We start from the raw sequence: 26,102 nt of genomic DNA on the forward strand, positions 1-26,102 counted from the left end.
TTACTAAATACTGCAAACTGATTACTTATAACTATTCTGCTTTTAATCGCAAATGAGTAATAACTTCTTGGGGCGCTATATATTTATAATGAATTTTATCGTTGTCTTTAACCTTCTGAACTCCTTCCAGCAAAATTTTGTCATTTACTGTTATTCCACCATCAATCATATACAAATCTGGAATTTCTCCTTTAATTGTAATTTCTTTAGAACTTACAACATTGTTATTGTCCACAACAAAAACATATTTTTTGTCTTGAATTTCATAAGTAGCTTTTTGTGGAATAACAATCACATTAGGAAGAGGAACATCCATCAATACTTTCCCAGTTTCTCCGTGTTTCAACAATTTGCCTGGATTAGGGAATCGCGCTCTAAAGGCAATATTTCCTGTTTCATTATCAAATTCACTTTCGATAACTTCAACATTTCCTTTGTCTTTAAATGTATTTCCATTAGCCAATAGCAAGCCTACCTTGTTTTGAGCTCTGCCTTTAACATTGGTTTCATAATCTAAATACTCAGGTTCAGAAACATTAAAATAAGCAAACATCTGACTGTTATCAGAAAGACTTGTAAGCAACTCGCCTTCATCAATAAGGCTTCCAAGTTTCTTTGGGATTCTGTCGATAGTTCCATCGAACTGAGCTCTGATTTCGGTAAATGATAAATGAAGTTTTGCCAATGCCACCTCGGCCCTTGCCTGATCCAACTTCGCTTGGGCAACAGCTTGTTCATTTTTTGAAACTATATTTTTATCGGCCAAGGTTTTGGCATTTTGTAGTTCTATTTCAGCGGCTTTGGCTTCTGCCTGCGCTCCCAGTAATTCGGCCTCATATACTTTTGGCATGATTCGGAACAAAACTTGACCCGCTTTTACAAACTGACCTTCGTCAACATAAATATTTTGCAGGAATCCCTTTTCCTGTGCGCGGATCTCAATGTTTCGAATAGAACGAATTTGTGATACATATTGTTTTGTAAAAGAAGTGTCAATTTGTACCGGATTGGTAACCGTAAACTTTACATCCTCTTCTTTTTCTTCTTTTTTTGTTGTACAGCTAGCTAGGGACAACAGGGTAATTAAACCCGTGAACACGATAATTCTCTTCATGATAAAAATGGTAATTAAGCAATTAAATAGATGGAATACAGAAATTCCTTTAGACATAAAAGACCATCAGTTACCAATGTGAGATGTGAACCGTTATACAAGATTTAAAAAAAATTCATATACCCCCAAGAGGTATACATCATCACACTTTTGGCAACTGATGTAGGGTATAGATCAAATTCTTAAAACTCCTATTCTTAGGTAAATAGGATTGGAATGGGCGCAATTGGGCGCGAAGTTTTCAAACTGTTTGGAGTAATCCTTGAAAATGAACTCATTGGAGAATGTCAAATACCAACCGTCTAACAAATTATGTTTTACGGTTACAGTTTTATTGGCACCACTCTTATTTAGATTATCACTACTGTGAAATTCTTCGTCCAAATCCGTGTCAGCATCTTCTATTAAGACACTGCCAGGTTCTGCAGTTCTAAGTTTTACATGTTGTTTTTTTACAAAATCCCAAGAAGGAGAGTCACAGATCCCATTAGGATGTGTATCGGCATGGAGATGTTGTCCACCACCCAGCAGCAAAATACACAGACATATAAAATTTATAATTACTCTCATTTGGGTGCGAAAATAATAAAAGATTGAGATAAAAAAACATTTTTTTAGTAGGCAAAAGTAATAAAAATCAACGAAAACGTTTTCTTTCGTTTAAAACCTCAAATACTTTATACTATGTTAACAATAATTTCATATTAAATTAATCATTAAAAACCTACAAAATAAATTATTGGTTCCAATTTTCTTATGACAACGATTTATTTTTGGTAAAGTTGTCAGAATAGCTAAATGTGTTCCTTAGCCCCGATGGAAATGGCATCCCGTCTCGTTTTTTCAACGAGACGGAATACAATGGACAGCGGGACTAATATTGTTGTTTACGGAATGTTCTGCTCCTAAAAAACTGAATCTTGAGAAATACCCTTTTTTATTGTTGTTCTATCAATTTAAGCAATAGAAATTCGTTTCTTTGCCGAAATTAAAATTCTTTGATGCCAGAATATTTCCTAGATATCGAATACAATAACCACACTTACGGCATTGATGAAATTAATTTTAAGGAATTTGAATGTTGCACATTTAATAACTGTACTTTCTCGGCCAGTAATTTTATGGATGTGACTTTCATTGATTGTGTTTTTAATGACTGTATTTTTAGCGAAGGTAAAATCAATCATGTGGCTTTGAGAACTGTGACATTCAATCGTTGCGAAATTAAGGAAGTTAATTTTGCGATGTGCAACAAACTTATTTTTGAAGTGCGATTTAATGACTGTATATTGGATTTTTCTAAATTTTATGCCCTAAAAATAAAAGGAACTCCATTTATCAATTGCAGTTTGATTGCTGTGGATTTTATGGCTGCAGATTTGACCGAAACACTATTTGACAATTGTGACTTATACCGTTCCGAATTTGCCAAAGCTATAGCAAACAAAGCCAATTTTAAGACCAGTTACAATTACACCATTGACCCAAAAGCTACCAAATTGAAGAAAGCTATTTTTTCAGTGGAAGGCCTAAAAGGTTTGCTTTACAAACATGGTATCATCGTAAAGTAATTTTTTTCAAAAAAAGTTCCTTTTTCCTTCGACACTCCAAACTGTTAAAGGAACTAATAACAATTCACCCCCTAAAGTTTCTAACTGATAAACTCAAGGTGGTTTCCTTCGGTATGCAAAATGTGTTTGGCTTTTTCAATCTCCTCTTTGGCTCCCTTTACGATTACCATAAATTTCCCTTCTTTGAGATGTTGTTCGCATTTTACCACCTCTTCTTCTTTAATTCCCGTAAATGCCAAAAGCGATATAAAACTACCGGTAACCAAGCCTAAATCAAGTCCCGCAATGATTCCTATAAGAGCACCCGCTCCATACAAAAAACCGAAACCGGGAATCGCAAAAACACCAATACCGGAGAGTAATCCAATCAACGTTCCCGCACCCATTCCAACCAATGCCGGAGTTTTTTTAATGGTATCCAGAGATTTGATGTGAATATGGTCTTCTATTATTTCTGCCTTACCCAACAACGAAACATGATCCATAGGAAAATTCTCTTGGTTTAACACCTTAATGGCATTGACCGCTTTTTCGTGGGTGTCATAAATTGCAATTTGAGATTCCATAGCATTATATTTTAGGTTACAAATTCGTATTTACAATCATTTAAATAATACATAAAGTTAAGAATTCCAGTTGTTTATATCATTATTTTAAAACATTTATATTGAAAAATTATCAAAAAAAGAGTTGCTTCTATATATAAAATGAAGGATCACTATCTAGATCTGATTTGGTAATTCGATGATAATTTTGATGTATTTACGATTTTACAGATGAGTTTTCATGTTTGTAATAATCCTGACAAAGAAACCTAATGACCAATAAATCAAGAAACAATCCTACCGTCTTCCATAGTAATAATTCGATTCGTTTTATTGGCAAAATCAGTGTCATGGGTAACAATGAGTAGGGTTTGCTTTTTTTCTACTGTCAATTCCCTAAAAATATCAAAAACCAAGTCACTGTTTCTCTTGTCTAAATTTCCCGTTGGTTCGTCTCCCATTATTATCAATGGATCATTAATCAAAGCGCGAGCAATGGCAACCCTTTGTTTTTGACCCCCGCTCAATTGATTTGGCATTTTTAGAGCCTGGTCTTCCATCCCTAATATTTTTAAATGTTCCAGTGCGCGATGCTCTAATTCCTGTTCTGAATATTTTGCCAATTTCATTCCTGGTAACATTACATTTCTTAAAACATTGTATTCAATCAACAAGTAATGAAACTGGAATACAAAACCAATATTTTCATTCCGAATTTGTGCTAAAACTTTATCTGCTTTTCCTGTCACAAGTTCATTATGAATTAATATTTGCCCTTCATAATCAGTATCCATAGTAGAAAGTAAATACAATAGTGTCGATTTTCCGCAACCCGACTTCCCAACAATCGAAACAAATTCGCCATGATCAATACTCAAATCAATTGAGGTCAACACTTTGAATTTTACAGGATCATAAAAATACTTCGTTAGCCCTATGGTTTCCAATACTTTATTATTCTCCATAATTATTTTCCTCTAATGATTTCTACCGGATCAACCTTACTGGCTTTTGAGGCAGGAAAATAGCCCGCAATTGTGGTCGTAAATAAGGCAAAAACAATCCCGATAACATAAAAAACACTATCATAATAAATAGGATAAGTTGTAATAGTGGGCAAAGAACTTGTTCTGAAAGGAATCACATCTATAATCGAGGAAAAAACAAACCCGAACAAAAGCCCAAACATTCCTCCCACAAATCCTATAATCAAGGAAAGCGAGATAAAAATCCACTTCACATCATTACCGGAAAAACCAGTTGCTTTTAGAATCGCGATGCTGTCCATTTTTTCATAAATCATCATGTTTAAAATATTATAAATACCAAAACCGGCCACTATCAATAAAACAATCCCTACGGCATAGGATATGACATTTCGAACTTTACTTCCGGTCTCAAATTGTGAATTGACTGTTTTATAATCAATTGCATCCAGATTAAATTTATGTCGAAATTCCTTTGAAAGTTCGGGCGCTATTGTTTTGTCGTGCAATTGAATTTGAATATCGGTAATATAGTTGGTAGGTTCTCCCAATATTTTTTGGGCAGTCCCCAATGAAGTATAACTCATCACATCATCGACATCTGAAATCCCCATTTGAGAAATTCCAACTATTTTAAGAGAAGTCAAATTTCCATTTGGTGAAGTAATTTTGACAATATCCCCAACGGTAAGCAGCATTTTATTTGCCAGGCCTTTCCCTAGAATGATGCTGTTATTTTGCAACAAGCTAGTCACTTTTCCTTCGATAATGTATTCACTAATTCTGAATATTTTTTCTTCAGACAAGACATCTATTCCGTTGATAACTCCGGAAATTTCAATTGTTCCAGAATTAAAAAAAACCGAGCTTGTAATTTTTGGTGCCACATCAATAATGCGCGAATCTTTTTTTAAATAAGAAATAATGGCTTTTCCGTTGTAAATCGATTTTCCAATATCTTTTGGTTTAATGGATCGAATAAAATTTGTGTTTTTTTGATAAGCTTCTGCCAAAGTTATCGGCTGATGTTCGGTTGGTTTTATGTCATTATACAAACGCACATGCGGGGTTCTGTTGAGCATCAGTCCGTCAAGTAGTTTATTAAGTCCATTCATAAAACTAACCAACGCAATAAACATAGCGATACTAAAAGTTACGCCGATGGCAGCAACTATAGTTTGCTTGAGCCTTGCCTGAAGTAAATGCAACGCTATGTTTAATATGAGTTTAAAGTTCATTATTCGGGTTTATAAATAGATTCGTCTGGTTTTAGTCCTTCCAAAATTTCGACTTTCTGATAATCGCTCAAGCCTGTTTTTCCTTTTCGTTTTTCCTTTTTATTCACAAGGACATACTCGTTTTCAATCAAATAATTCTTTGGAATTGTAATAACATTCTTTTTGGTTTTTATAACAATATTCGCTTCTGCAGTAAGGTTTGGATAAAGTTTGGAAGGTGGTTTTACAAAATGGGCTTCAATTTTGAACGTACGGGATTGTTCAACCATAATTGGATAAATTTTATCAATTATTGCCTCAAAAACGGCTCCTTTGTAACTGTCCATTGTAACAAAGGCTTTTTGTCCAAGAATCACCCTAGCCATATCGTTTTCATCCACCTCCAACTCCAATAAAAAAGAGTTGGATTTGCCAATGGTCGCTAGCGGAATTTGAGGTGTAATATAAGCTCCTTCTCGAACCATTATATCAAACAATTTCCCCGAGAAAGCACTTTTAACAGTAAAATTGCTTTGGTTTTTTTGATTGATTTTTAGAGTATTGCTATTTCTATTTTCTTCATTTTGCAATTGCTGTTTGAGTTCTGCCAATTGCTTAATCCCAGCTTCATATTCAAGCTTTGAACTTTTATAGGAGAGTTCCAATCTTTGATATTCAACATCCGAAATATATTCTAACTCCTTAACCCTTTTATTCCTTTTCAGGATAGATTCATCCAAGAGCATTTTATTTTTTGCAGATTCAATTTTAATTTCAATTTCGGCAATTCGGTCTTTTGTATATTGATTCTTTTCCTGACTGAGTTTATAAACTAATTCTGCATTCTGAGTGTTTAAATTTGCTGTTTCTTCGTCCAATTCGAATAGCTTTTGACCTACATCTATTGTTTGTCCAACCGTTACGTCTATTTTTCGCAAATTCCCATTTACGGTGGCATAAACAACATACTGTCCTTCTGCTTTTATCACTCCTGATGCATAAACACTTTCAGTTACATCACCTAAAGTTGGCTTAATCTCTCCATCATCTTTCTTGGAACAAGCTACCATCAGAAAAAAAGCAGAACCGAAAATAAGTATTGATCTGAAATTCATCTTTTATTTTTTTTGACGCCCATTTACATTCAAAACAGATATAAATATACAACATAAAAAAACGCAAAATAACAATGATTATCAAATACTTACCATAGAAAAAGCAGTTTACTCAAATACAAATAAAGTTATTGAGCAGCTAACATTTTATCAAATCGGCTTTGCATTTCCTCAAAACTCATATCTTCTTTATGAGTTGTTATCATCCACTTATAGCCAAATGGATCCATTACTTGTCCTACACGATCACCATAAAACATATCTTCGATTGCCATGACTGAAGTGGCACCGGCATCGAGAGCTTTTTGAAATACGGCGTCGCAATCTTTCACATACAGTCCAAATGTCATTGGATTTCCGCCAATGGTTAAAGGTCCTTTGTTTCCCCAATCTTTATTCTCGTCGGCCATCATAAGCAAAGAACCTTCAATCTCTATTTCGGCATGACCAATTTTACCGTCTGGCATCATTAATCGGCCTTTTTCTGTTGCGCCAAATGCTTTTTTGTAAAATTCAATCGCGTCACTACAGCCGTCAATAGTTATGTAGGAATTCAAAGTAGATGCGCCGGGATAAATGTGTGATGTTTCCATGTTTTTCTATTTTTTAAGTTTTTAATTATTTCAGCCAATAAAACACAACTTTAAAATTACTCATTTTACTGTATACCAATGCATTAAATAGTGAATTTTAATAAAAAGAAAACATTTAAAACAAAACGCATAAAAAAACCGAGACACATAAGCTTCGGTTTTTCAATACTTCTAAAAAAAAATCTTAATTAATTGGAGCAATAGCAAATAGTTAAGTAACCTGTTTTTCCAACACATAATCCTCCATCAGGTAACCGTGATCCAATTCTATATTAACTTCTTCTATGATTTCAAAACCTAATTTTTGATAGAAGTGTAATGCTTTATTGAATCGATTTACATTTAATGAAAGTACATTCGAATCGTTCTCTTTTGCAACCTTTTCGATAAAATCTATTAGCTTTTTACCTATTCCTTTTCCTTGAGTTTTAGGTAATATATAAATCTTATGAATTTTGGTTTGTTGCTTTTGGTTGTAATTATGCTCATAGGAAGCAAAACCTAAAGTCTCCTCCCCTTCTTTGGCTATTATAAAATGATGCCCTTTATTGGCAACGCTATCTTTTAAAGTTTCTTCATTATAAAAGGCATTCAACATATAATCCAATTGCGCTTGCGAAAGGATTTCTCCATAGGCAATAGGCCACGTTTGATGCGCAATCTTTTGAATTGTCTTGTAATCGACAATCATAGCTTCATTTATTGTAATCATTATTTTTAATTAATTTATTTAGGAAAAAAAAGAGAGAATTTGGTACCTACACTAGGCCTGGATTTCACTTTTATAAATCCGTTATGATTCTCCATAATCTTTTTACAAATTGCCAAACCAATTCCTGTACCTGTATATTTAGAATCGGTTTCCAAGCGCTTAAATAACTGGAATACTTTATCGGCATATTCCTGTTTGAAACCAATTCCATTATCACTAACAACAATTTTATGATAGTCAGTATTAGAAATAATCTTGCTGTTGTACATTTCCTTTCCAGAAATTTTTTCAGATTTGATACTAATTTTTGGCGGTATATTTTCTTTACTGTACTTAAGTGAATTCGAAATCAAATTGACAAACAACTGTTCCATTTGAAATCCAATTCCATTAATTTCAGGCAGATCCATAACTTCAATCTCTGCCTTTTTTTCCTCAATATCCACTGATAAATCTTGAATGCATTGCTCTACCAAATCTTTCAAATTTAATTTTACAAAAATTTTATCTCCTTTGGCAACCCTTGAATAGTTCAATAAATCAATTAACAATGTTTGCATTTTATTGGCTGCCAAACGGATTTTGACAAAATATTCCTTTCCATTGGGAGTTAATAAATCTATCTCTTTTTCTTCTAATCGAGATACAAACATTTGAATTTTACGCAGCGGTTCTTGAAGATCATGACTTACTATATTATTAAACGACTCGAGTTCAGCATTAATCGTTTTCAATTGTTTATTACTTTCTTCTATTTCTAATGTTTTTTTATATTGCGCTGTAATATCATAGTTAACACCTATTTTAACAAGATCTCCATTGCTATTCCTAGTGAAACTGCCAACGGACATAATGTATTTTACAGTTCCATCCTGCAGCAAATATCGCAACATTATTGAAGTAGGCTGATGATCAATTAAGGATTGTTTATGAACTTCCATCACACTATTATAATCATCCGGATGCAAAAATTTGCCGACATTTTCTAAACTGGGTTCAAAAGCACGTGGCTCTACTCCCATCAGGCGATAAAAATTATCCGAAAATGTATAAGTGTTCTTGACTAGATTATATTTCCAGTGGCCAAATCCTGCGATTTGCTCCGCATTTTTAAACGAAAGGTTTGTGAATTTCAACTCATCATTGGTCTTTTTGAGTTCATTAATGTCAACATTCATTTTATTAAATGATAATAACAATATTAATAATGACAGTAAAACAAGCAAAAAAGCACTTATTATAGAATCATTTAACTCAAATTGATGATTTGTATTATAGCGTTTTATCTTGCTTATTTCTGCATTAATTCTTTTATAAACAAAAGCGTGCATGCTTTCTGTGCATGAACTGCTTTCTAAGAGCTTTATATACAATTCAGAAGTGTTTTTTCTGGGGCTTTTTTGAATTAATAATAAATCTCTAAAAAGCTTAAACCTATAATCTATTAATTTTTTTAGACTATCAATATCCTTAATTTTAGCAGAATCATTACCTGCAATTTTTTTTAAATTCTTAATGCAAGCTTCTATTTCTCCTCTGTTTAAAAAGCGGTCTTCCAAATAGACTTCATTTTGGGTAATGATATAATTTCGCAAACTCATCTCGTAATTCCCCATTATAGACAAAAGTTTTTCTAACTCATATTGGGTTTTATTTGAACTTGCAATTAATTCAACCGAAGTGTCTAATTTTTGCATTTGAGTATAAAACACACTGGCAATATAGCCTATCACGACTATTGCCACTATCAAGGCAATTTTAAATACTTGGGTATTTTTATATAATCCAAAAAATTTCATTTGCATTTATTATATGCTAAAGAAAAATGTTTCTTTATTTAAACCAGAAATATGAAATTGCCAATTCATTTGAAAAACACCTTTGATTACTTTTTTCAATTCAGAAAAATCATTAGGCTTTTTTATATAAATATTTGCTCCTTCAATAAAAGTATTTTCAATATCCTCTTCAGATGAGGAGGTAGAATATATGGCGATAGAAACATCCTTAAATCGATTATCAGCCCTAATTTCTTTTAGGCATTCCAATCCATTTTTATAAGGCATATTTAAATCGAGAAATAAAATATCAGGCAAACTAGCATCGGAATCTAATAAATAATCCATCAAGTCCTTTCCATTATTGAATAATGTAAGCTTATTTTTCATTCTTATATCCTCAATCGCTTCACTAAAAAAGATGCGGTCATCTTCATCATCGTCAGCCAAAAAAATTTGTAAGGGCGTTAAATTATTAGTCATATATCTCTGATTGAATATTACATTAATCAATCGATTAATTGCTTTCTCTTTTCAACAATTCTTTTAAACACAGTTGGAGTTAAACCTGTCACTTTTTTGAACTGACTGGATAAGTGTGCCACACTGCTGTAATTTAATTCATACGAAATTTCAGTCATATTTAATTTTTCTTCAATAATTAATTTTTTGACCTTTTCGATTTTTTGAATAATAATAAAATTTTCAATCGTGGTATAGGTATATTCCGAAAAGACACTAGCCAAGTGGCCATAACTTAAATTGAACTTTTCAGAAAGATAATAGGAAATATTGGTATTAGGAAATTTGTCTTTATCAAATATAATTTCTACTATCGTTTCTTTTATTTGTTGAAAAAGATGTTTTCTTTGATTATCAACTATGTTAATTGCATATCTGCCAAGATTCTCTTTCAGCGCATTAAATTTTTCTTTAGAAACGGTACTACTTATTTCAAATCCGCCCAAGGGCAAAAGTTTGTATTTAATATTCAACAGCTCTAATTGCTCCTGCAAAATAACTCTACAAGCAATATTTACATCATAATTTATGTAGAATCTCATAGTAATACTTATTTGGTTTTCGATAAATATAAAAAATTCGTCACAAATAACAAACCAAAAGCAAATTAAATACAAATACGACTACAAATAAAAGCTAGCTCATAATGTAATACAAAAAAAATTAACCATGAATTGTCTCGCCTTTTCCGTAGTTGGCAATAATCGATTCTTCAAACGCAAGCCATTCTCTCCAGCGTTTTTCGACATCAATTCCAATGCCATATTTTCGGGCATAAGTGATAAAAGTGGTATAATGCCCCGCCTCGCTTTCCATCAAATCTCTATAGAAAATAGCCAGTTCTTCATCCTTAATATTTTCCGAAAGTACTTTGAAACGTTCACAGCTTCTGGCTTCAATCATGGCCGAAAACAACAAACGTTCCACTAAACCCGAAACCCTGCTTCCGTCACCGCTTTTTTTCATATACAAATACAATTCATTTACATAATCGTCTTTGCGCTCACGGCCCAATTTCAGTCCGCGTTTGATAATAATATTATGTACTTGCTCAAAATGATCTATTTCTTCTTTGGCCAAAGCCAATAAATCCTGAACCAAATCTTGGTGTTCTGAATTATTCGTGATGATGGTAATCGCGTTGGTAGCAGCTTTTTGTTCGCACCAAGCGTGATCGGTAAGAATCTCTTCTATGTTTTTTTCAACGATATTAACCCATCTAGGATCCGTTGGCAACTGTAATCGTAATACGCCCATTTTTTAAGTCTAAAAAGTTAGAAAATTGAAAGTCATAAAGTCGAAAGTCGAAAGCCAAAACTAAGACAGGATATTAAATTCCAATCAAAGACTTTCGACTTTCGACTTTAAAAACTTTGAGACCTAATTATTAGAACACGAAAATAGCTCTTTCGCTCATCATTTCGTTTACTTCATTGGCTACTTCTTCAATAACATCTTCATTAGTGTGATCAACCAAAACTCTGTCGATCAAATCAACGATAGTTTCCATATCTTCTTCAACAAGACCACGAGTAGTAATTGCTGCAGTTCCCACACGGATACCTGAAGTTACAAATGGAGATTTATCATCAAATGGAACCATGTTTTTATTTACGGTGATTTCTGCTTTTACCAAAGCATTTTCGGCCTCTTTTCCAGAAATTCCTTTGTTTCTAAGGTCAATCAACATCATGTGATTGTCAGTTCCTCCAGAAATAATATTGTATCCTCTTTTTACAAAAGCATCAGCCATTGCATTTGCATTTTTTTGCAATTGCATAGCATAAGTAAAGAACTCATCTTTTAATGCTTCACCAAAAGCAACAGCTTTGGCGGCAATAATATGCATTAATGGTCCACCTTGATTTCCAGGAAAAACGGCAAGATCCAACAATGATGACATCATTCTGATTTCTCCTTTTGGTGTAGTTAATCCCCAAGGATTTTCAAAATCTTTACCCATCATGATCAAACCTCCACGAGGACCACGCAATGTTTTGTGAGTTGTTGTTGTAACGATATGACAATGAGGAATTGGGTCATTCATCAAACCTTTGGCGATAAGCCCTGCAGGATGAGAAATATCTGCCATTAAAATAGCACCAACACTATCAGCAATTACTCTAAAACGCTCAAAATCCATATCACGAGAGTAAGCCGAAGCACCTGCGATAATTAATTTTGGTTGTTCTTTAGTAGTAATTTCTTGAATTTTATCATAATCCAAACGACCAGTTTCTTTATCTACACCATAGAAAACAGGATTGTACAAACGTCCAGAAAAATTTACTGGTGAACCGTGAGTTAAGTGTCCTCCGTGAGATAAATCGAAACCTAATATTTTGTCACCTGGTTTCAAGCAAGCAAAAAATACTGCTGTGTTAGCTTGTGAACCTGAGTGAGGTTGTACGTTTGCATACTCAGCACCAAATAATTCTTTAGCTCTGTCGATAGCAATTTGTTCTACTACATCAACTACTTCGCAGCCTCCGTAGTATCTTTTGCCTGGATATCCTTCAGCATATTTATTAGTTAAAACAGATCCAGCAGCTTCCATTACTTCGTCACTTACAAAGTTTTCAGAAGCAATAAGTTCTAGTCCGTGTATTTGTCTGTCTTGTTCTTCAAGAATGAGGTCAAAAATTTGTTCGTCGCGTTGCATTTCTTTGATTTTCGTTAATTTGACGCAAAAATACAAAAAAACGTTTGTTTAACCCTTAGATTATAATATATTTGACAAGTAATTTTCAACAAACAATTAACATTATCATGCCAATAACAGCCAACGACACTAGTAGAAAATCATGGTTAGAAGTACTTCCAGACAGCGACTTCCCTATCCAAAACATTCCATTTGGAGTTTTTCTTACCAAAGAAAACATCGTCACTGTAGGTTCAAGAATTGGTAATTTTGCAATCGATTTAGGTGCTTTGCAACAATTAAATTACTTTGAAGGAATCGAATTGACAGACGATATGTTCATGCAAGATACCTTGAACGATTTTATATCAGATGGTCAAAAAACATGGAGATTGGTACGAAATAGGATTGCCGAAATTTTTGACGCAACAAATCCAGAATTAAGAGACAATACAGCACATAGAGATATTGTGATTTTTAGAATGGAGGATGTTGAGATGCAACTTCCTGTATTAATCGGTGATTACACTGATTTTTATTCCAGTAAAGAACACGCTACCAATGTTGGAAAAATGTTTCGTGATCCGGAAAATGCATTATTACCAAACTGGTTACACATACCGGTAGGATACCACGGAAGAAGTTCTACTATAATTCCGTCAGGAATTCCAGTTCACAGACCTATGGGACAAACTTTACCAAATGGTGAAACTACCCCTGTCTTTGGTCCTTCCCGTTTAGTTGATTTTGAGTTGGAAACAGCTTTCATAACGACTGACGTCAATATTATGGGGGAGAATATTCCCATAGGTGAAACCGAAGATTATATTTTCGGAATGGTTTTATTAAATGACTGGAGCGCCCGTGATATTCAAAAATGGGAATATGTACCGCTTGGACCATTCCTAGCCAAAAACTTTGGTTCATCAATTTCTCCTTGGATAGTTACTTTAGATGCCCTAGAACCTTTTAGAACAAAAGGACCTAAACAAGAACCAACTCCTTTCCCTTATTTGCAACAAAAAGGAAAACATTCATTCGATATAAATCTTGAAGTAGCCATTGCTCCAGAAAATGCTGAACCAACAGTTGTTTCAAGAACCAATTTCAAATATATGTATTGGACAATGAGTCAGCAATTGGCACACCATACTTCAAACGGATGTCGCGTTAACTCGGGTGACATGATGGGTTCCGGAACTATTTCCGGTCCTACACCAGACAGTTATGGTTCGATGCTGGAACTGACTTGGGGAGGTAAAAACCCAATTAAATTAAACGATGGTACCGAACGTAAATTCATAAATGACGGCGATACCGTAATTATTAAAGGATACAGCCAAAACGGACAGGTGCGTATTGGTTTTGGAGAATGCTCCAGCAAGCTACTTCCTCCCTTTGTAAGACAATAACCAAATTCTTTTTATATATAACCGACAATTAATACTTGTCGGTTTTTTTTTGAAATATTTTTAGCAAAATCCACTAAAGGAATAGTAGATTTGCAAAATATTTTTAACCTACTATTGATATAATTTATTACCCCAATAAAATGAAAAAAATTACTCTTATAATTGCTTTTTTTACGCTAATTACTTCTTGTGGTGTAAAACAAACCCAAAATAATTTGGCTTCTGGAAATTATGACGCCGCTATTGACATTGCACTTTCCAATTTACGTTCTAATAAAGACAAAAAAGGAAAACAAGACTATATCTATTTACTTGAAGAGGCTTTCGCCAAAGTCAAAGAACGAGATTTGAACACCATTTCTTTTTTGAAAAAAGAAAACAATCCCAGTAATTTGGAAAAAATTTATAATACCTATTTGGCGCTACATGACCGCCAAGAGAAAATAAAACCATTGCTTCCTCTAAAATTAATCAAAGAAGAAAGAAACGCTATTTTTCCTTTTGATGATTATAATGATCAAATCCTCAGCAGTAAAAATGCTTTATCCAATTATTTGTATACCAATGCAAAAGCTTTGATGCTGACCAAAAACAAAATGAATTACCGCAGAGTTTATGATGATTTAATTTATTTGGACAAAATAAATCATAACTACAAGGATATTGCAAACATGCTAGATGAAGCTCAGTTGAAAGGAACTGATTATGTGATTGTATATACAAAAAACGAAACCAATATGATTATTCCTGAGCAACTTCAAAATGACTTATTGGATTTCAAAAGCTATAAATTGAATGATAAATGGACCGTTTATCATAGCGTCAAACAAAAAGACACTTATTATGACTATGGAATGCTCATCAACTTCAGAACAATTTTAATTTCTCCAGAACAAATAAAAGAAAGAGAATTCACAAAAGAACGCCAAGTAGTTGACGGACAAAGAAAACAAGTTGACTCCAATGGAAAAATCGTTTTGGACAGACAAGGAAAGCCAATAATGGTGGACAATCTAATTAATGCTATGGTAAAAATCAACGAAATTAGACAGTTTAAATCATGTCAAATTACTGCCAAAGTGGATTACGTTGACAATAAAACCAAACAATCGTTAGGTTCTTTTCCAGTCACAAGTGAGTTTGTTTTTGAAAACATTTTCGCCTCTTACAAAGGTGATCCCCGTGCTGCCGATGACAACTACAATTCAAATTTCTACAATAAAGCAGTACCTTTCCCTTCCAGCGAACAAATGGTCTATGATACTAGCGAAAATTTAAAAGAGAAAATCAATGGCGTTATCAATAACAATCAGTTTAGAAAATAACACCTTTTAAATATTACTTAAAAAGCAACTCCACATCGAGTTGCTTTTTTTATACCTTAAAAATTAAGCGAAAAAATTTGCAAAGTTTTTTTGTGCCCTTGTGGTTAACAAACACAATTTTATAATACCAATAGCGGCGCAATTATACCAAAACTGAGTTGTCCCGTTGTTCCATCGATGGCATTAAAATTATTTTCGGCATAAGCAGAATAATTGTTTTTTTTAGCAACATAACCTACGTAAAATTTCATATTAAAATCAGTAAAAGGAGAATATTCAATTGTTGGAATAATACCATAAGAAGTCAACAAATGGCTGTCTTTATTGAGATTTGGATTGCCATTCCAATAAGAATTGTCATTCATGAGCGTAAGTAATAAATTAACTTTTGAGCCAATCTCATATTCTGCCCTTATCCAATTTTCAACATAAGAAACGTCTTGAGCCACATACGGATTCTTGCTTTTGATGATATTTGAAATCACTCCCTTTTGATCCAAATCCTCTTTACTGAACTGAAAATCATAATACAGAACCAATTTATTGCTTTTGTATTTATTCCCAAGAGAAATAAAATTTCGATTGGTACTTTCGGCATCAATAAAATAACTGTAACTATAGGTAGTTTCCAATTTATCGTCAAAAAAACTGCCCTTCCAATTTCCTACTGCAGCCAAAGGTGTTTTGGTAGCGGTAATTCCAGGAGGCACCGTAGTTCCAAACTGCTCTTGAAAGGTTTTAGTTCTGGAATTCAACAGCTGTAGATTAAACTTATTTTTATGATCGTTTAATGCATACGAAAGAGCTACTCCCACCACAAAATTGTCCGATTTATCATTAATTGTGTTATAAGATAAAATTTCTATGGGATTCGTCAAAAGTTCGTAACCACCCCAATCACCAATCATTTTCCCAATTGTCAGTTTCGATTGTGGAGCTACGTCAACCGTTAGATAAGCCATATCCACTGAACGACTGATATTATCCACGGTATTAGGATCGGCAATTTTGGTGTAACGGTTTCGGAAACGAAAAGAGACTTTGTCATGGATTTTCCCTTTCACTTCAAATCTGAATTGATTCACCGAAAACAGAGAATTTACATGTTCATTATCAACAAAATAATTATCAAAAGCCATACGGGTATTAAAAATAAGATCAACATCTTTTAATAAGGACAATTTTGAAGTAGGTATCAAAGGCGCTACCACTGTATTTCCTTCCTGGATCTCTTTTTGTCCAAAAGAAATAAGAGGCAATAGTATAAGTGTCCAATAAATAAATTGCTTTTTCATTCTATAGCATCTTAATTTTTAAAAGTCACTTTACCCGATTCAATATCATACAAAGCACCAATAATCGTAATTTTCTTCTGAACAAAACGTTCTTTTAAAATTGGTTCAGCAGCTCTTAAAAAAGCAACACCGTGAGCAATATTGGCATCTATGGCTTTATCTATTGATAATTTATCGGCACTGGTTAGATTTTTCTCCTCGTTCTCGCTTTCGATGTAATTAATTATTTTTTTAATGTGATCCGCATGGTCATAATGCCCTTTGGAACTTATAAATGCTTTAATAGCGCCGCAGTCTTTGTGCCCCATGACAACAATCAATTTACAATCTAAATGTTCGACAGCATATTCTAAACTTCCCAATTCGTAATCTCCAATCACATTTCCTGCCGTTCTAATGGAAAATATATCACCCAGACCTTGGTCAAAAACAAGTTCGGCCGGCACTCTGGAATCTGAACAGCTTACAACAATAGCAAATGGGTGCTGCCCTTTTTTAAGTTCCCGAATTCTTTCGAGTGTTTCATCGGGATGCATGGGTTTGCCCGAAGCGAATCGTTTGTTTCCTTCTTCCAGTTTTTGAAGTGGAAATAAATTGGTGTTTTCAGTGTGGTTACAAGCAAATAATGCACTTATAAAAATTAGATAAAGCAGTCCTTTTTTAATCATGATAGTTTCCCTAAATTGTAACAAATCTAAGTCTATCCGAAAAATTTAGACAAACTTATTCTTGTCAATGAAGTTGTAAATTTAGGAACATGAAACCTAGCAAATATTGACTTTTATCATATTTGGAGGATTAAATATTTGTTTAAAATCATCAAACGATATAGTTAATAAGTCATTTTAAGATTGTGCTATTTTAGGGAGATATTGTTCAGGAACTACAATTCGTATCTAAAATCTGTAGAGAATATAGTTTATAGCACATCATCTTGCACCGAAATCTTATTAATACATATCCGGAGTCAACGTAACAATAAATAAATTTTCTTGATTACTGTCCATATAATGATAAATCACGGTAGAATAATTATCCCTGAAAACTTCAAGACTTGGATTCGTTTTGGAAGTGGCCAATATTTCTTTTTCTAAAGACTTTTTCAAAGTGGCCACATCAATGCTTCCTTTTAGAACCCGTTCCAAAGTAAAATCGTATTGAACCGTATTATCCGGCAATTGATTTACACTCTCCATACGAATATCCGTGCTAATCATCATGGGACAGGCAGCATTGTATTTGGTTACCAAAGCCGTGAGCTCACTACTGGCAGGTTTTTCCTTTACAAAATAGTATTGAGCAACACCTATCAAAATTATTACTAAAATGATTTTGATTATTTTTCGAATGAGCAGTTTCTTTTTTCTTTGTTTTTCCTCCATTGCTAGTGGTAATTTATATTTACGACTAAATTTTAAATTTCCCTGTTTTTACCTTGTAGGCACAAGCGAGATCTTTGCACCAGCAAAACTTAGAACATACCCAAACTTGTGACGTTAAAAATCTTATTTTACTTACTCGCTTTCAGCTTCTCAAGTTTCTTTCTAGTTTCTGGAATTTCTTTCAAGGACAATGCCTTTTCAAATGCTTCTATAGCCTTTTTTGTATCATCCTTCTCAACATAAAAATCACCCATTGAATCATATGCGTTTGAACTTAATGGGTAATTATCAATATTCATTTTAAAAAAACTGTACGCTTTCTCATAATGCTTACTTGCTAAAAAATTATACCCTAATAGGTTAATAGTACTTTGCGCAGGAAGTAAAGTATACTTTAGCATAGAAGACAAGGTATTATAATGTCTTTTTATATACTCCATCGTGATTGTAGTATCACTCAATTCTTTATCTAATTCATACTTTTTAAAAATTGAGCGCAAAGCATCATATTCGGAGATAAGCGGAACCGAAGAATGATTGTCGTCAGGGTAAAATTTCCAATCCCAGATAAGACTGTCATTCGTATTATTTTTAAGTATCTCATGAAAATTGAGTTTGTCAATACCAGGTTTATTGCCATTAGTATCATCTTTCATAATGCCCATTCCCTTTTCCTTAGTATTTGCAGCAGCAAAAAAGAGGCTCTTCCCCTTATAATCATTTTTCTTTAGAACTTGCTCAGCCTTCTTAATTAAGACTTGATTATCCCACCATAAACTAGGATCAATTGCAACATAAGAGTTGAACAACTCAGCATGATTAATTAAAGCATTTATAACAGTTAGCCCACCTAACGAATGACCAACAAACATACGATAAGGTTCCGTTTTGTAAGTAGCATCAATATAAGGGATCAACTCCTTTTGAATAAATGAAATAAACTTCTCACCTCCGCCAGAATTCTTTAAAAAGTTTTCATCTTGTCCTCCATCTGACCATGATATGGAATGAGTGGGTGTAAGATCTCTTACTCTATCAGTATTGACTATGGCAACAACAATCATTTCCGGCATCTTACCAATAGCACTCAAATATTGTGACATACCGGTTACCGAATGAAAAAAAGAATACCCATCTAATAAGTACATCACTGGATATCTAGTTGCACTGCCACCACCTCCCGAACTGGGAACATAAACCAGTATTTCTCTTTTTTCATTCAATATGGTCGAATGAATTGTTTCTATTGTTCCAATAGATATTTTGTTATCGATTTGACTAGCTGCCTGTCCAAAACTAAATAAAGGAAGAACCATTAGAAGGTAAAAAATAATTTTCATAAATATTCTGCGAATTAAAAATTGCATATAACCGTTAGATACTAAATAAAATCTTCGTCTAACTCTAGGACTAGGACAGAGTAGTGAAGACTCACCATTATTGTTCAAATATACCTAATATCTCTTACAAATTTAAAAAAGAACCTTTTATTTGTTGGATATTTTTAACCTGAAAATCTTCTGTTTTTCCTAAAGCTGTTATACGTGATGGATAGAAATTAGCAGCCGAAGTAGCGTGTATAGCCCGAAGTCGTTGAGGAGATGACCTATATAAGCGATACCAACAAATAAACCTCTTTTCTCAATGGAGACACGCCCAAACGATTTTTTGCGAATTGACGAAGCCAATAATTTTGAACCCTAATTTTTTAATCAAAAGATGTGCACAGATCAAAAAAAAAAAAAAATCATTGCCCGAAAATAGCTTTTCGAATTAAAATTTTCTTTTTTATTACAAAAATAGACTGATTTGTTAAAAATTTGACTTTTGCAAAAAAAATTAGTATTTGATTTAAAAAAGAATTGTACTTTTGCACCAATGAAAAATACAGAAACATATAAAACGATTATCTCTCGGATAATTACACCTACGACTTCTCCCGAAGTACGGATGCTATAACTATAGCCTCCATAGTGTAATCGTATTATATTATTCATTTCTTATTTTTATCGTTTTGAAATTATTTCATTTTTACTTGGATCAATACATCCTAAAAAAATTACCAAACAACTTTTATCTATCTGTAATTCAATTATTTGGATTGTTCTTCATTGCATTTATTCTATATTTGACAGTGCAAAACCAGAACATTTCAAACTTCATTACAGTACATTATTTAACCTAAAATATAACTCTTGAAATGAACATTTCTATTGTAGTAACTCAGGAAGAACATTATAAGTATGCGCAGGAAATATGCGATACGATAGAATCATCTGCTCTGTTGAGAGGTACTGGAATTGCCAAAAGAACACCGGAATACATCCAAAAAAAGATGGAGAAGGGAGATGCAGTGATTGCACTTAACAATGGGATTTTTGCCGGCTTTTGCTATATCGAAAGTTGGCAGCATGGTCAGTTTGTGGCACACTCCGGTTTAATTGTACATCCGGACTACAGAAACTTGGGACTGGCCAAACAAATAAAATCATTCGTATTTGACTACTCATTGCAAAAATACCCAGAAGCCAAAGTATTTGGAATCACAACCGGTTTAGCGGTAATGAAAATCAATTCTGATTTGGGTTACAAACCAGTTCCGTTTTCTGAACTGACAAACGATCCTAGTTTTTGGAAAGGATGTCAAACCTGTACCAACTTCGAAATCTTGAAAAGTAAAGAGTATAAAATGTGTTTGTGCACCGGAATGCTTTTTGACCCAAAAGAGAAACCAAAAGATCCACCCAAACATCCTTTTAATGTGAGAGTTCTCAATAGATTAATAGCGATTAAAAAATCTTTATTTTTAAAAAAATAGTTAACCAAGAAATATAAAGCCTAAAGGAAATGGCACTTACCAAAGCCTAAAGGGAAAAAATAAAAAATCATGAAATCGGAGATTCACGACCTCCACAAAACAATAAAAAATGGGAAGTAAAAAAGTAGTATTAGCATATAGTGGGGGATTGGATACATCATATTGTCTTAAATATTTAAAAAATGAAAAAGGGTATGAAGTTCATACCGTATTAATCAACACAGGTGGTTTTGACGATGCCGAACTTAAAGCGATTGAAGACAGAGCGTACGAGTTAGGAAGTGCCAAACATGCCAACCTTACTATAGTTGATAAATATTATGATAAAGCGATTAAATATCTGATTTATGGAAACGTATTAAAAAACAATACCTATCCCCTATCTGTAAGTGCTGAGCGTGTTTTTCAGGCGATCGAAGCCATAAAATACGCTAAATCCGTTGGTGCTGAAGCGATTGCTCACGGAAGTACAGGTGCAGGGAACGACCAAATTCGTTTTGACTTGATTTTCCAAACCATTGCTCCCGAAATAGAAATCATCACCCCTATCCGTGACTTGAAACTTTCAAGACAGGAAGAAGTAGATTATTTAGCAAAAAACGGTGTTCACTATTCTTGGGAAAAAGCACAATACTCAATCAACAAAGGACTTTGGGGAACTAGTGTTGGAGGAAAAGAAACTTTGACTTCAAGTCAACCATTGCCTAGCGAAGCGTACCCATCACAATTGCAAAAAACTGGTGAAGAGAAAGTGACTTTGGAATTCAAAAAAGGAGAATTGGTTGCCATAAACGGTGTAGCTGACAAACCCTCAAACAATATTGTAGCTTTAGAAAAATTAGCAAATGCTTACGCAATTGGCAGAGATATCCACGTGGGTGACACCATTATCGGAATTAAAGGAAGAGTCGGTTTTGAAGCCGCTGCTCCGCTGATCATCATCAAAGCACACCATTTGCTGGAAAAGCACACTCTTGGAAAATGGCAACAATACTGGAAAGAGCAACTAGGAAACTGGTACGGAATGTTATTCCACGAAGGTCAATTCTTAGATCCAGTTATGCGCAACATTGAGACTTTCTTAGAAGATACCCAGGCTACTGTAAACGGAACCGTAACTGTTTCCTTGAAACCATACCACTTCTCATTAGACGGAATTGAGTCTCCAAATGATTTGATGAATACAGGTTTTGGCCAATACGGAGAAATGAACAACGCCTGGACGTCTGACGATGCAAAAGGATTTATCAAAATTCTTGGTAATGCCCAAAAAATATATTCATCTGTAAACAACGAAACTTACGAGTAATTTTCATCAAAATAAAAAGCTTCTAAAAAAGCTTTTTTTATCATTTTTACACCATTAAGAGATTAAGGTAAATTAAGCTTAATGAAACTTAATCTCTTAATGGTAAAAATAAAAAATGTTTAAAAAATAAAGACTATGATTAATGTTGGAATAATTGGAGGTTCAGGTTATACTGCGGGAGAACTCATCAGAATTCTGATGTTTCATCCCAACGCCAAACTCGATTTTGTATATAGTACGACCAATGCGGGCAAACCACTTTCGGTGGCTCATCACGATTTGTTGGGTGACATCGAAATGAATTTTACCGATACTGTAAATCCAAATGTGAATGTGGTTTTCTTATGTTTAGGACACGGAAAATCAAAAACATTTTTAACCGAAAACCAATTTGCAGGCCATACCAAAATCATTGATTTAGGAAATGATTTCAGATTGCACAAAGACGAAGTTTTTGACTGTAAAAAATTCATTTACGGCTTACCTGAATTGAATAAAGCAGCGATTAAAAACGCTCAGTTTATTGCCAATCCTGGTTGTTTCGCCACTGCGATTCAATTGGCTTTATTGCCTTTGGCGGAAGCCAAATTATTGAACAGCGACGTTCACATCAACGCCACAACTGGAAGCACTGGTGCTGGAGTTGGACTTTCGGAAACGTCACATTTTAGTTGGAGAAACAACAATATGTCGCATTACAAGGCTTTTGATCATCAACATTTGGGAGAGATTTCAGAAAGTTTGCACCAATTGCAGGATAATTTCAAAAATGAATTGCTTTTCATTCCGAACAGAGGAGATTTCCCAAGAGGAATTTTTGCAACATTATACACCAATTGTAACGAAAGTCTGGAGAGTCTTGTGACCAAATATGAAGCGTTCTATAAAAACCAACCTTTTGTAACGGTTACTACAACTGGTATCAATATGAAACAGGTAGTTCAAACGAATAAATGCATTATTAGTTTAGTAAAAAAAGGAAACCGGATTTTGATTACTTCGGTAATCGATAATTTAGTCAAAGGCGCCTCAGGACAAGCCATCCAAAATATGAATTTAATGTTTGGATTGGAAGAAACTACAGGATTGCATTTGAAACCAAGCGGATTCTAGAAAAACAAATAAGAGAAAAAGAAGAAAGAAACAAGAGAAAAGATAAAACTCAATCTTGCTTCTTTATTCTTGTCTCTTTACTCTAAAAAAATAAAAAAAATGAACTTATTTGACGTTTACCCATTATACAACATCACTCCTGTAAAAGCCATTGATTGCACAATTACAGACGAAAACGGTGTAGAATATTTAGATTTATATAGTGGCCACGGAGTAATCTCCATTGGACACACACAACCTGATTATGTAGCCAAATTGAAAAATCAGTTGGATAACCTCGGGTTTTATTCGAATGCCATTCAAAATCCATTGCAAGTGGAATTGGCTGAGAAACTAGGCAAACTTTCAGGATGCGAAGAATATAGCTTATTCTTGTGCAGTTCTGGGGCTGAAGCCAATGAAAATGCATTGAAACTGGCTTCTTTCCACAACGGAAAATCAAGAGTTGTTGCTTTTGACAACTCTTTCCACGGAAGAACTTCGGCAGCAGTTGCTGTAACTGACAACAAGAAAATTGTTGCTCCAATCAATGCGCAACAAGTCGTTACTTTCTTGCCTTTGAACAACCTTGATTTGGTGGAAACCGAATTGAAAAAAGGAGATATTTGTTCTGTTATTATTGAAGGAATTCAAGGTGTTGGCGGATTGGACGAAGGAACAACCGAATTTTTCCAAGGATTAGAAAAACTTTGTAACCAATACGAAGCAGTTTTGATTTTGGACGAAGTACAATCGGGTTATGGAAGAAGCGGGAAATTTTTCGCTTTTCAACATCACGGCATCAAACCGGATATTATTACGCTTGCCAAAGGAATGGGGAACGGTTTCCCGATTGGCGGTATTTTAATTGCACCAAAATTCAAAGCTAGCCACGGATTGCTGGGAACTACCTTTGGAGGAAGCCACCTTTCTTGTGCGGCCGGAATCGCCGTTTTGGATGTAATCGAAAATCAAAAATTGATAGACAACGTAAATGACGTTTATACTTATTTCCTAGAAGCCATCAAACAAGTTCCTGAAGTTGTCAAAGTAAAAGGAAAAGGATTGATGTTGGGAGTGGAATTTGATTTTGAAGTGGCTGCATTGCGTAAAAAACTGATTATCGAAAAACTTATTTTCACGGGAAGTGCCAACAATAAAAACCTATTGAGAATCCTTCCGCCTTTGACAGTCAAAAAAGAAGCTATAGATACGTTTATAATAGCTTTAAAAGAAAGCTTGGCTGAATTGAAAGCGTAAATTAATTACCATATAAGTCATATAAGTTCATTTAAACTGAACAAAAAAAGAGTAAATTACAAAAACTTATATAACTTATATGGTTTCCTTTTTTAACAACCAACTAGCTTAGAATAAAATTATATGACTTATATCTTTTAAATTTTATTTTTTGCTTTATTAACCAAAATACCAATGAATCATTTATTATCCATAGAAAAAAGAAACGCAGTTCTAAATCGAATGTCTGTACTTCTTGAACAAGAAAGAGCCAACATTAAGGCAATTAATCAACAGGATATGGGCAATTATTCTGGAGAGGATTTGGCTATGGAGAAACGTTTATTAGTTGATGATGCCAAAATTGACGGAATGATTTTGTCTATGCAGCAATTGGCTAGCCAAGAAGATCCGGTGGGACAAATTCGTTTTGATTTTACTCATGAAAACGGAATGAAAGTTACCAACAAAACAGCTGCTTTCGGAACAATTATGATTATTTACGAATCCAGACCTGATGTAACTGTAGAAGCCGGAGGAATTGCATTCAAATCAGGGAATAAAATCTTATTGAAAGGCGGAAAAGAATCTTTGTTATCCAATTTGAAAATTGTTTCGCTTTGGCACCAAGCCTTAGAGGAAAATGAAATTGACACGAATTGGGTAGAATACCTGAACTACAACCGCGCCGAAACTCAAGCATTTTTAGAAAAGCCAACACAAAAGATCGATTTAATTGTACCTCGCGGTGGAGAACAATTAATTGAATTTACTAAAAAACACGCTACTTGTCCTGTTATAGTAAGCGGACGAGGAAATAACTTTGTTTACGTAAATCAAGAAGCCGATTTGAAAAAAGCTCTTGATATTATAATCAACGGAAAAACAACCAATATTGGTGTTTGCAATGCCTTAGACAAGGTTTTAATTGACACTAAATTACCTAATTGGCAGGTTTTTGCTACTGAATTAGTAGCGGAATTAAAAAAATATAATGTTGAAATTTTAGGTGATACCGCTTTCGCAAACGCGACCCAAGTGCCTACAATTGAAAACGAGGAAATCTGGTACGAAGAATTTTTGAATTATAAAATTGTTATCGGAATCGTAAATTCTGATGAAGAAGCGATTGAAAAAATAAACAAATATTGTGGGGGGCATTCAGCTTCCATCATCACTCAAAATGATGCTGTAGCGCAAGAGTTCATGGAGAATGTAGATTCTGCCGCAGTATATCAAAACGCCTCTACCCGATTCACCGATGGTGGTCAATTTGGCCTCGGCGGAGAATTGGCAATCAGCACAGACAAACTGCACCAACGCGGACCAATTGGATTACAGCATTTAGTAACCAATAAATGGTATGTGTATGGTGATGGTCAGATTCGATAAAAGATTGCAGAATTTAGATTGCAGGTTGCAGATTTAAGAGACTC

The 26,102-nt window shown here is 34.0% G+C and carries 25 protein-coding genes; 8 read left to right on the forward strand and 17 right to left on the reverse strand.

What is annotated here, in order from left to right; genetic code table 11:
- Nucleotides 1-31: 31 nt before the first annotated feature.
- On the reverse strand, nucleotides 32-1,114 hold the full coding sequence (locus tag DOS84_RS02925) for an efflux RND transporter periplasmic adaptor subunit (RefSeq protein WP_111408625.1): 1,083 nt from the start codon (nucleotides 1,112-1,114) through the stop codon (nucleotides 32-34).
- A gap of 174 nt (nucleotides 1,115-1,288) precedes the next feature.
- Nucleotides 1,289-1,684, reverse strand: a complete 396-nt coding sequence (locus DOS84_RS02930) for a hypothetical protein (protein ID WP_111408626.1) — start codon at nucleotides 1,682-1,684, stop codon at nucleotides 1,289-1,291.
- A gap of 431 nt (nucleotides 1,685-2,115) precedes the next feature.
- On the opposite strand from DOS84_RS02930, the gene DOS84_RS02935 reads away from it, so the two are divergent.
- Nucleotides 2,116-2,685: a pentapeptide repeat-containing protein gene (locus tag DOS84_RS02935; protein ID WP_111408627.1), complete on the forward strand. Its 570-nt coding sequence runs from the start codon at nucleotides 2,116-2,118 to the stop codon at nucleotides 2,683-2,685.
- Between the two features lie 80 nt (nucleotides 2,686-2,765).
- On the opposite strand, the gene DOS84_RS02940 is transcribed toward DOS84_RS02935, so the two are convergent.
- The 11 genes from DOS84_RS02940 to glyA form a co-directional block, all read right to left on the reverse strand.
- Nucleotides 2,766-3,251 (reverse strand): hypothetical protein, encoded by a 486-nt coding sequence (locus DOS84_RS02940; protein ID WP_111408628.1) that lies wholly within the window; start codon nucleotides 3,249-3,251, stop codon nucleotides 2,766-2,768.
- Between the two features lie 263 nt (nucleotides 3,252-3,514).
- A complete protein-coding gene (locus DOS84_RS02945; RefSeq protein ID WP_111408629.1) occupies nucleotides 3,515-4,195 on the reverse strand; it encodes an ABC transporter ATP-binding protein in 681 nt (226 codons plus the stop codon).
- 2 nt (nucleotides 4,196-4,197) lie between these two features.
- On the reverse strand, nucleotides 4,198-5,454 hold the full coding sequence (locus DOS84_RS02950; RefSeq protein WP_111408630.1) for an ABC transporter permease: 1,257 nt from the start codon (nucleotides 5,452-5,454) through the stop codon (nucleotides 4,198-4,200).
- Entirely contained in the window at nucleotides 5,454-6,548 is a 1,095-nt protein-coding gene (locus tag DOS84_RS02955; RefSeq protein WP_111408631.1) for an efflux RND transporter periplasmic adaptor subunit, read from the reverse strand. Before DOS84_RS02955 ends, DOS84_RS02950 begins: the two co-directional genes overlap by 1 nt.
- Nucleotides 6,549-6,676: 128 nt before the next feature.
- Complete coding sequence (locus tag DOS84_RS02960; RefSeq protein ID WP_111408632.1) at nucleotides 6,677-7,141, reverse strand: VOC family protein; 465 nt, start codon at nucleotides 7,139-7,141, stop codon at nucleotides 6,677-6,679.
- Between the two features lie 211 nt (nucleotides 7,142-7,352).
- Entirely contained in the window at nucleotides 7,353-7,853 is a 501-nt protein-coding gene (locus tag DOS84_RS02965) for a GNAT family N-acetyltransferase (protein ID WP_111408633.1), read from the reverse strand.
- 14 nt (nucleotides 7,854-7,867) lie between these two features.
- Nucleotides 7,868-9,652, reverse strand: coding sequence for an ATP-binding protein (locus DOS84_RS02970; protein WP_165830388.1), 1,785 nt, complete (start codon nucleotides 9,650-9,652; stop codon nucleotides 7,868-7,870).
- Between the two features lie 9 nt (nucleotides 9,653-9,661).
- Nucleotides 9,662-10,114, reverse strand: a complete 453-nt coding sequence (locus DOS84_RS02975) for a response regulator (protein ID WP_111408635.1) — start codon at nucleotides 10,112-10,114, stop codon at nucleotides 9,662-9,664.
- A 26-nt stretch (nucleotides 10,115-10,140) separates the two neighbouring features.
- On the reverse strand, nucleotides 10,141-10,695 hold the full coding sequence (locus DOS84_RS02980; protein ID WP_111408636.1) for a helix-turn-helix domain-containing protein: 555 nt from the start codon (nucleotides 10,693-10,695) through the stop codon (nucleotides 10,141-10,143).
- Between the two features lie 121 nt (nucleotides 10,696-10,816).
- A complete protein-coding gene (locus DOS84_RS02985) occupies nucleotides 10,817-11,410 on the reverse strand; it encodes a MiaE family protein (RefSeq protein WP_111408637.1) in 594 nt (197 codons plus the stop codon).
- A 130-nt stretch (nucleotides 11,411-11,540) separates the two neighbouring features.
- Nucleotides 11,541-12,815 carry a serine hydroxymethyltransferase gene (gene glyA, locus DOS84_RS02990; protein WP_111408638.1) on the reverse strand — a complete coding sequence of 425 codons (1,275 nt, stop codon included), beginning with the start codon at nucleotides 12,813-12,815 and terminating at the stop codon, nucleotides 11,541-11,543.
- Between the two features lie 107 nt (nucleotides 12,816-12,922).
- Between glyA and fahA the strand changes: the two genes are divergently transcribed.
- Both fahA and DOS84_RS03000 read left to right on the forward strand, forming a co-directional pair.
- Nucleotides 12,923-14,206 (forward strand): fumarylacetoacetase, encoded by a 1,284-nt coding sequence (gene fahA / locus DOS84_RS02995; RefSeq protein ID WP_111408639.1) that lies wholly within the window; start codon nucleotides 12,923-12,925, stop codon nucleotides 14,204-14,206.
- Between the two features lie 140 nt (nucleotides 14,207-14,346).
- Complete coding sequence (locus DOS84_RS03000; protein WP_111408640.1) at nucleotides 14,347-15,531, forward strand: hypothetical protein; 1,185 nt, start codon at nucleotides 14,347-14,349, stop codon at nucleotides 15,529-15,531.
- 119 nt (nucleotides 15,532-15,650) lie between these two features.
- Here the strand turns inward: DOS84_RS03000 and DOS84_RS03005 are convergent, their stop codons facing one another.
- The 4 genes from DOS84_RS03005 to DOS84_RS03020 all read right to left on the reverse strand — a co-directional run bounded on the left by DOS84_RS03005 (nucleotide 15,651) and on the right by DOS84_RS03020 (nucleotide 19,548).
- Nucleotides 15,651-16,826: a porin gene (locus tag DOS84_RS03005; RefSeq protein ID WP_111408641.1), complete on the reverse strand. Its 1,176-nt coding sequence runs from the start codon at nucleotides 16,824-16,826 to the stop codon at nucleotides 15,651-15,653.
- Between the two features lie 11 nt (nucleotides 16,827-16,837).
- Complete coding sequence (locus tag DOS84_RS03010) at nucleotides 16,838-17,494, reverse strand: carbonic anhydrase (RefSeq protein WP_111408642.1); 657 nt, start codon at nucleotides 17,492-17,494, stop codon at nucleotides 16,838-16,840.
- A gap of 282 nt (nucleotides 17,495-17,776) precedes the next feature.
- Entirely contained in the window at nucleotides 17,777-18,208 is a 432-nt protein-coding gene (locus DOS84_RS03015) for a hypothetical protein (protein WP_111408643.1), read from the reverse strand.
- Nucleotides 18,209-18,336: 128 nt separating this feature from the next.
- On the reverse strand, nucleotides 18,337-19,548 hold the full coding sequence (locus DOS84_RS03020) for an alpha/beta hydrolase-fold protein (protein WP_111408644.1): 1,212 nt from the start codon (nucleotides 19,546-19,548) through the stop codon (nucleotides 18,337-18,339).
- Nucleotides 19,549-20,408: 860 nt separating this feature from the next.
- Here DOS84_RS03020 and DOS84_RS03025 point away from each other — a divergent pair.
- The 5 genes from DOS84_RS03025 to DOS84_RS03045 all read left to right on the forward strand — a co-directional run bounded on the left by DOS84_RS03025 (nucleotide 20,409) and on the right by DOS84_RS03045 (nucleotide 26,058).
- Complete coding sequence (locus DOS84_RS03025; RefSeq protein ID WP_111408645.1) at nucleotides 20,409-21,026, forward strand: GNAT family N-acetyltransferase; 618 nt, start codon at nucleotides 20,409-20,411, stop codon at nucleotides 21,024-21,026.
- A gap of 109 nt (nucleotides 21,027-21,135) precedes the next feature.
- A complete protein-coding gene (locus tag DOS84_RS03030) occupies nucleotides 21,136-22,335 on the forward strand; it encodes an argininosuccinate synthase (protein WP_111408646.1) in 1,200 nt (399 codons plus the stop codon).
- Between the two features lie 135 nt (nucleotides 22,336-22,470).
- Nucleotides 22,471-23,448: an N-acetyl-gamma-glutamyl-phosphate reductase gene (argC, locus tag DOS84_RS03035; protein WP_111408647.1), complete on the forward strand. Its 978-nt coding sequence runs from the start codon at nucleotides 22,471-22,473 to the stop codon at nucleotides 23,446-23,448.
- 99 nt (nucleotides 23,449-23,547) lie between these two features.
- Entirely contained in the window at nucleotides 23,548-24,687 is a 1,140-nt protein-coding gene (locus DOS84_RS03040; protein WP_111408648.1) for an aspartate aminotransferase family protein, read from the forward strand.
- A 174-nt stretch (nucleotides 24,688-24,861) separates the two neighbouring features.
- Nucleotides 24,862-26,058: a glutamate-5-semialdehyde dehydrogenase gene (locus DOS84_RS03045; protein ID WP_111408649.1), complete on the forward strand. Its 1,197-nt coding sequence runs from the start codon at nucleotides 24,862-24,864 to the stop codon at nucleotides 26,056-26,058.
- The last annotated feature ends 44 nt before the right edge of the window (nucleotides 26,059-26,102 follow it).

The sequence above is a fragment of the Flavobacterium aquariorum genome (assembly GCF_003254745.1).
GTDB classification, from domain to species: Bacteria; Bacteroidota; Bacteroidia; order Flavobacteriales; family Flavobacteriaceae; genus Flavobacterium; species Flavobacterium aquariorum.

Bases quoted from the DNA above. Each gene is read 5' to 3' on its own strand.
- DOS84_RS02925 (WP_111408625.1), bottom strand. From the start codon at position 1,114: ATGAAGAGAATTATCGTGTTCACGGGTTTAATTACCCTGTTGTCCCTA.
- DOS84_RS02930 (WP_111408626.1), bottom strand. From the start codon at position 1,684: ATGAGAGTAATTATAAATTTTATATGTCTGTGTATTTTGCTGCTGGGT.
- DOS84_RS02935 (WP_111408627.1), top strand. From the start codon at position 2,116: ATGCCAGAATATTTCCTAGATATCGAATACAATAACCACACTTACGGC.
- DOS84_RS02940 (WP_111408628.1), bottom strand. From the start codon at position 3,251: ATGGAATCTCAAATTGCAATTTATGACACCCACGAAAAAGCGGTCAAT.
- DOS84_RS02945 (WP_111408629.1), bottom strand. From the start codon at position 4,195: ATGGAGAATAATAAAGTATTGGAAACCATAGGGCTAACGAAGTATTTT.
- DOS84_RS02950 (WP_111408630.1), bottom strand. From the start codon at position 5,454: ATGAACTTTAAACTCATATTAAACATAGCGTTGCATTTACTTCAGGCA.
- DOS84_RS02955 (WP_111408631.1), bottom strand. From the start codon at position 6,548: ATGAATTTCAGATCAATACTTATTTTCGGTTCTGCTTTTTTTCTGATG.
- DOS84_RS02960 (WP_111408632.1), bottom strand. From the start codon at position 7,141: ATGGAAACATCACACATTTATCCCGGCGCATCTACTTTGAATTCCTAC.
- DOS84_RS02965 (WP_111408633.1), bottom strand. From the start codon at position 7,853: ATGATTACAATAAATGAAGCTATGATTGTCGATTACAAGACAATTCAA.
- DOS84_RS02970 (WP_165830388.1), bottom strand. From the start codon at position 9,652: ATGAAATTTTTTGGATTATATAAAAATACCCAAGTATTTAAAATTGCC.
- DOS84_RS02975 (WP_111408635.1), bottom strand. From the start codon at position 10,114: ATGACTAATAATTTAACGCCCTTACAAATTTTTTTGGCTGACGATGAT.
- DOS84_RS02980 (WP_111408636.1), bottom strand. From the start codon at position 10,695: ATGAGATTCTACATAAATTATGATGTAAATATTGCTTGTAGAGTTATT.
- DOS84_RS02985 (WP_111408637.1), bottom strand. From the start codon at position 11,410: ATGGGCGTATTACGATTACAGTTGCCAACGGATCCTAGATGGGTTAAT.
- glyA (WP_111408638.1), bottom strand. From the start codon at position 12,815: ATGCAACGCGACGAACAAATTTTTGACCTCATTCTTGAAGAACAAGAC.
- fahA (WP_111408639.1), top strand. From the start codon at position 12,923: ATGCCAATAACAGCCAACGACACTAGTAGAAAATCATGGTTAGAAGTA.
- DOS84_RS03000 (WP_111408640.1), top strand. From the start codon at position 14,347: ATGAAAAAAATTACTCTTATAATTGCTTTTTTTACGCTAATTACTTCT.
- DOS84_RS03005 (WP_111408641.1), bottom strand. From the start codon at position 16,826: ATGAAAAAGCAATTTATTTATTGGACACTTATACTATTGCCTCTTATT.
- DOS84_RS03010 (WP_111408642.1), bottom strand. From the start codon at position 17,494: ATGATTAAAAAAGGACTGCTTTATCTAATTTTTATAAGTGCATTATTT.
- DOS84_RS03015 (WP_111408643.1), bottom strand. From the start codon at position 18,208: ATGGAGGAAAAACAAAGAAAAAAGAAACTGCTCATTCGAAAAATAATC.
- DOS84_RS03020 (WP_111408644.1), bottom strand. From the start codon at position 19,548: ATGAAAATTATTTTTTACCTTCTAATGGTTCTTCCTTTATTTAGTTTT.
- DOS84_RS03025 (WP_111408645.1), top strand. From the start codon at position 20,409: ATGAACATTTCTATTGTAGTAACTCAGGAAGAACATTATAAGTATGCG.
- DOS84_RS03030 (WP_111408646.1), top strand. From the start codon at position 21,136: ATGGGAAGTAAAAAAGTAGTATTAGCATATAGTGGGGGATTGGATACA.
- argC (WP_111408647.1), top strand. From the start codon at position 22,471: ATGATTAATGTTGGAATAATTGGAGGTTCAGGTTATACTGCGGGAGAA.
- DOS84_RS03040 (WP_111408648.1), top strand. From the start codon at position 23,548: ATGAACTTATTTGACGTTTACCCATTATACAACATCACTCCTGTAAAA.
- DOS84_RS03045 (WP_111408649.1), top strand. From the start codon at position 24,862: ATGAATCATTTATTATCCATAGAAAAAAGAAACGCAGTTCTAAATCGA.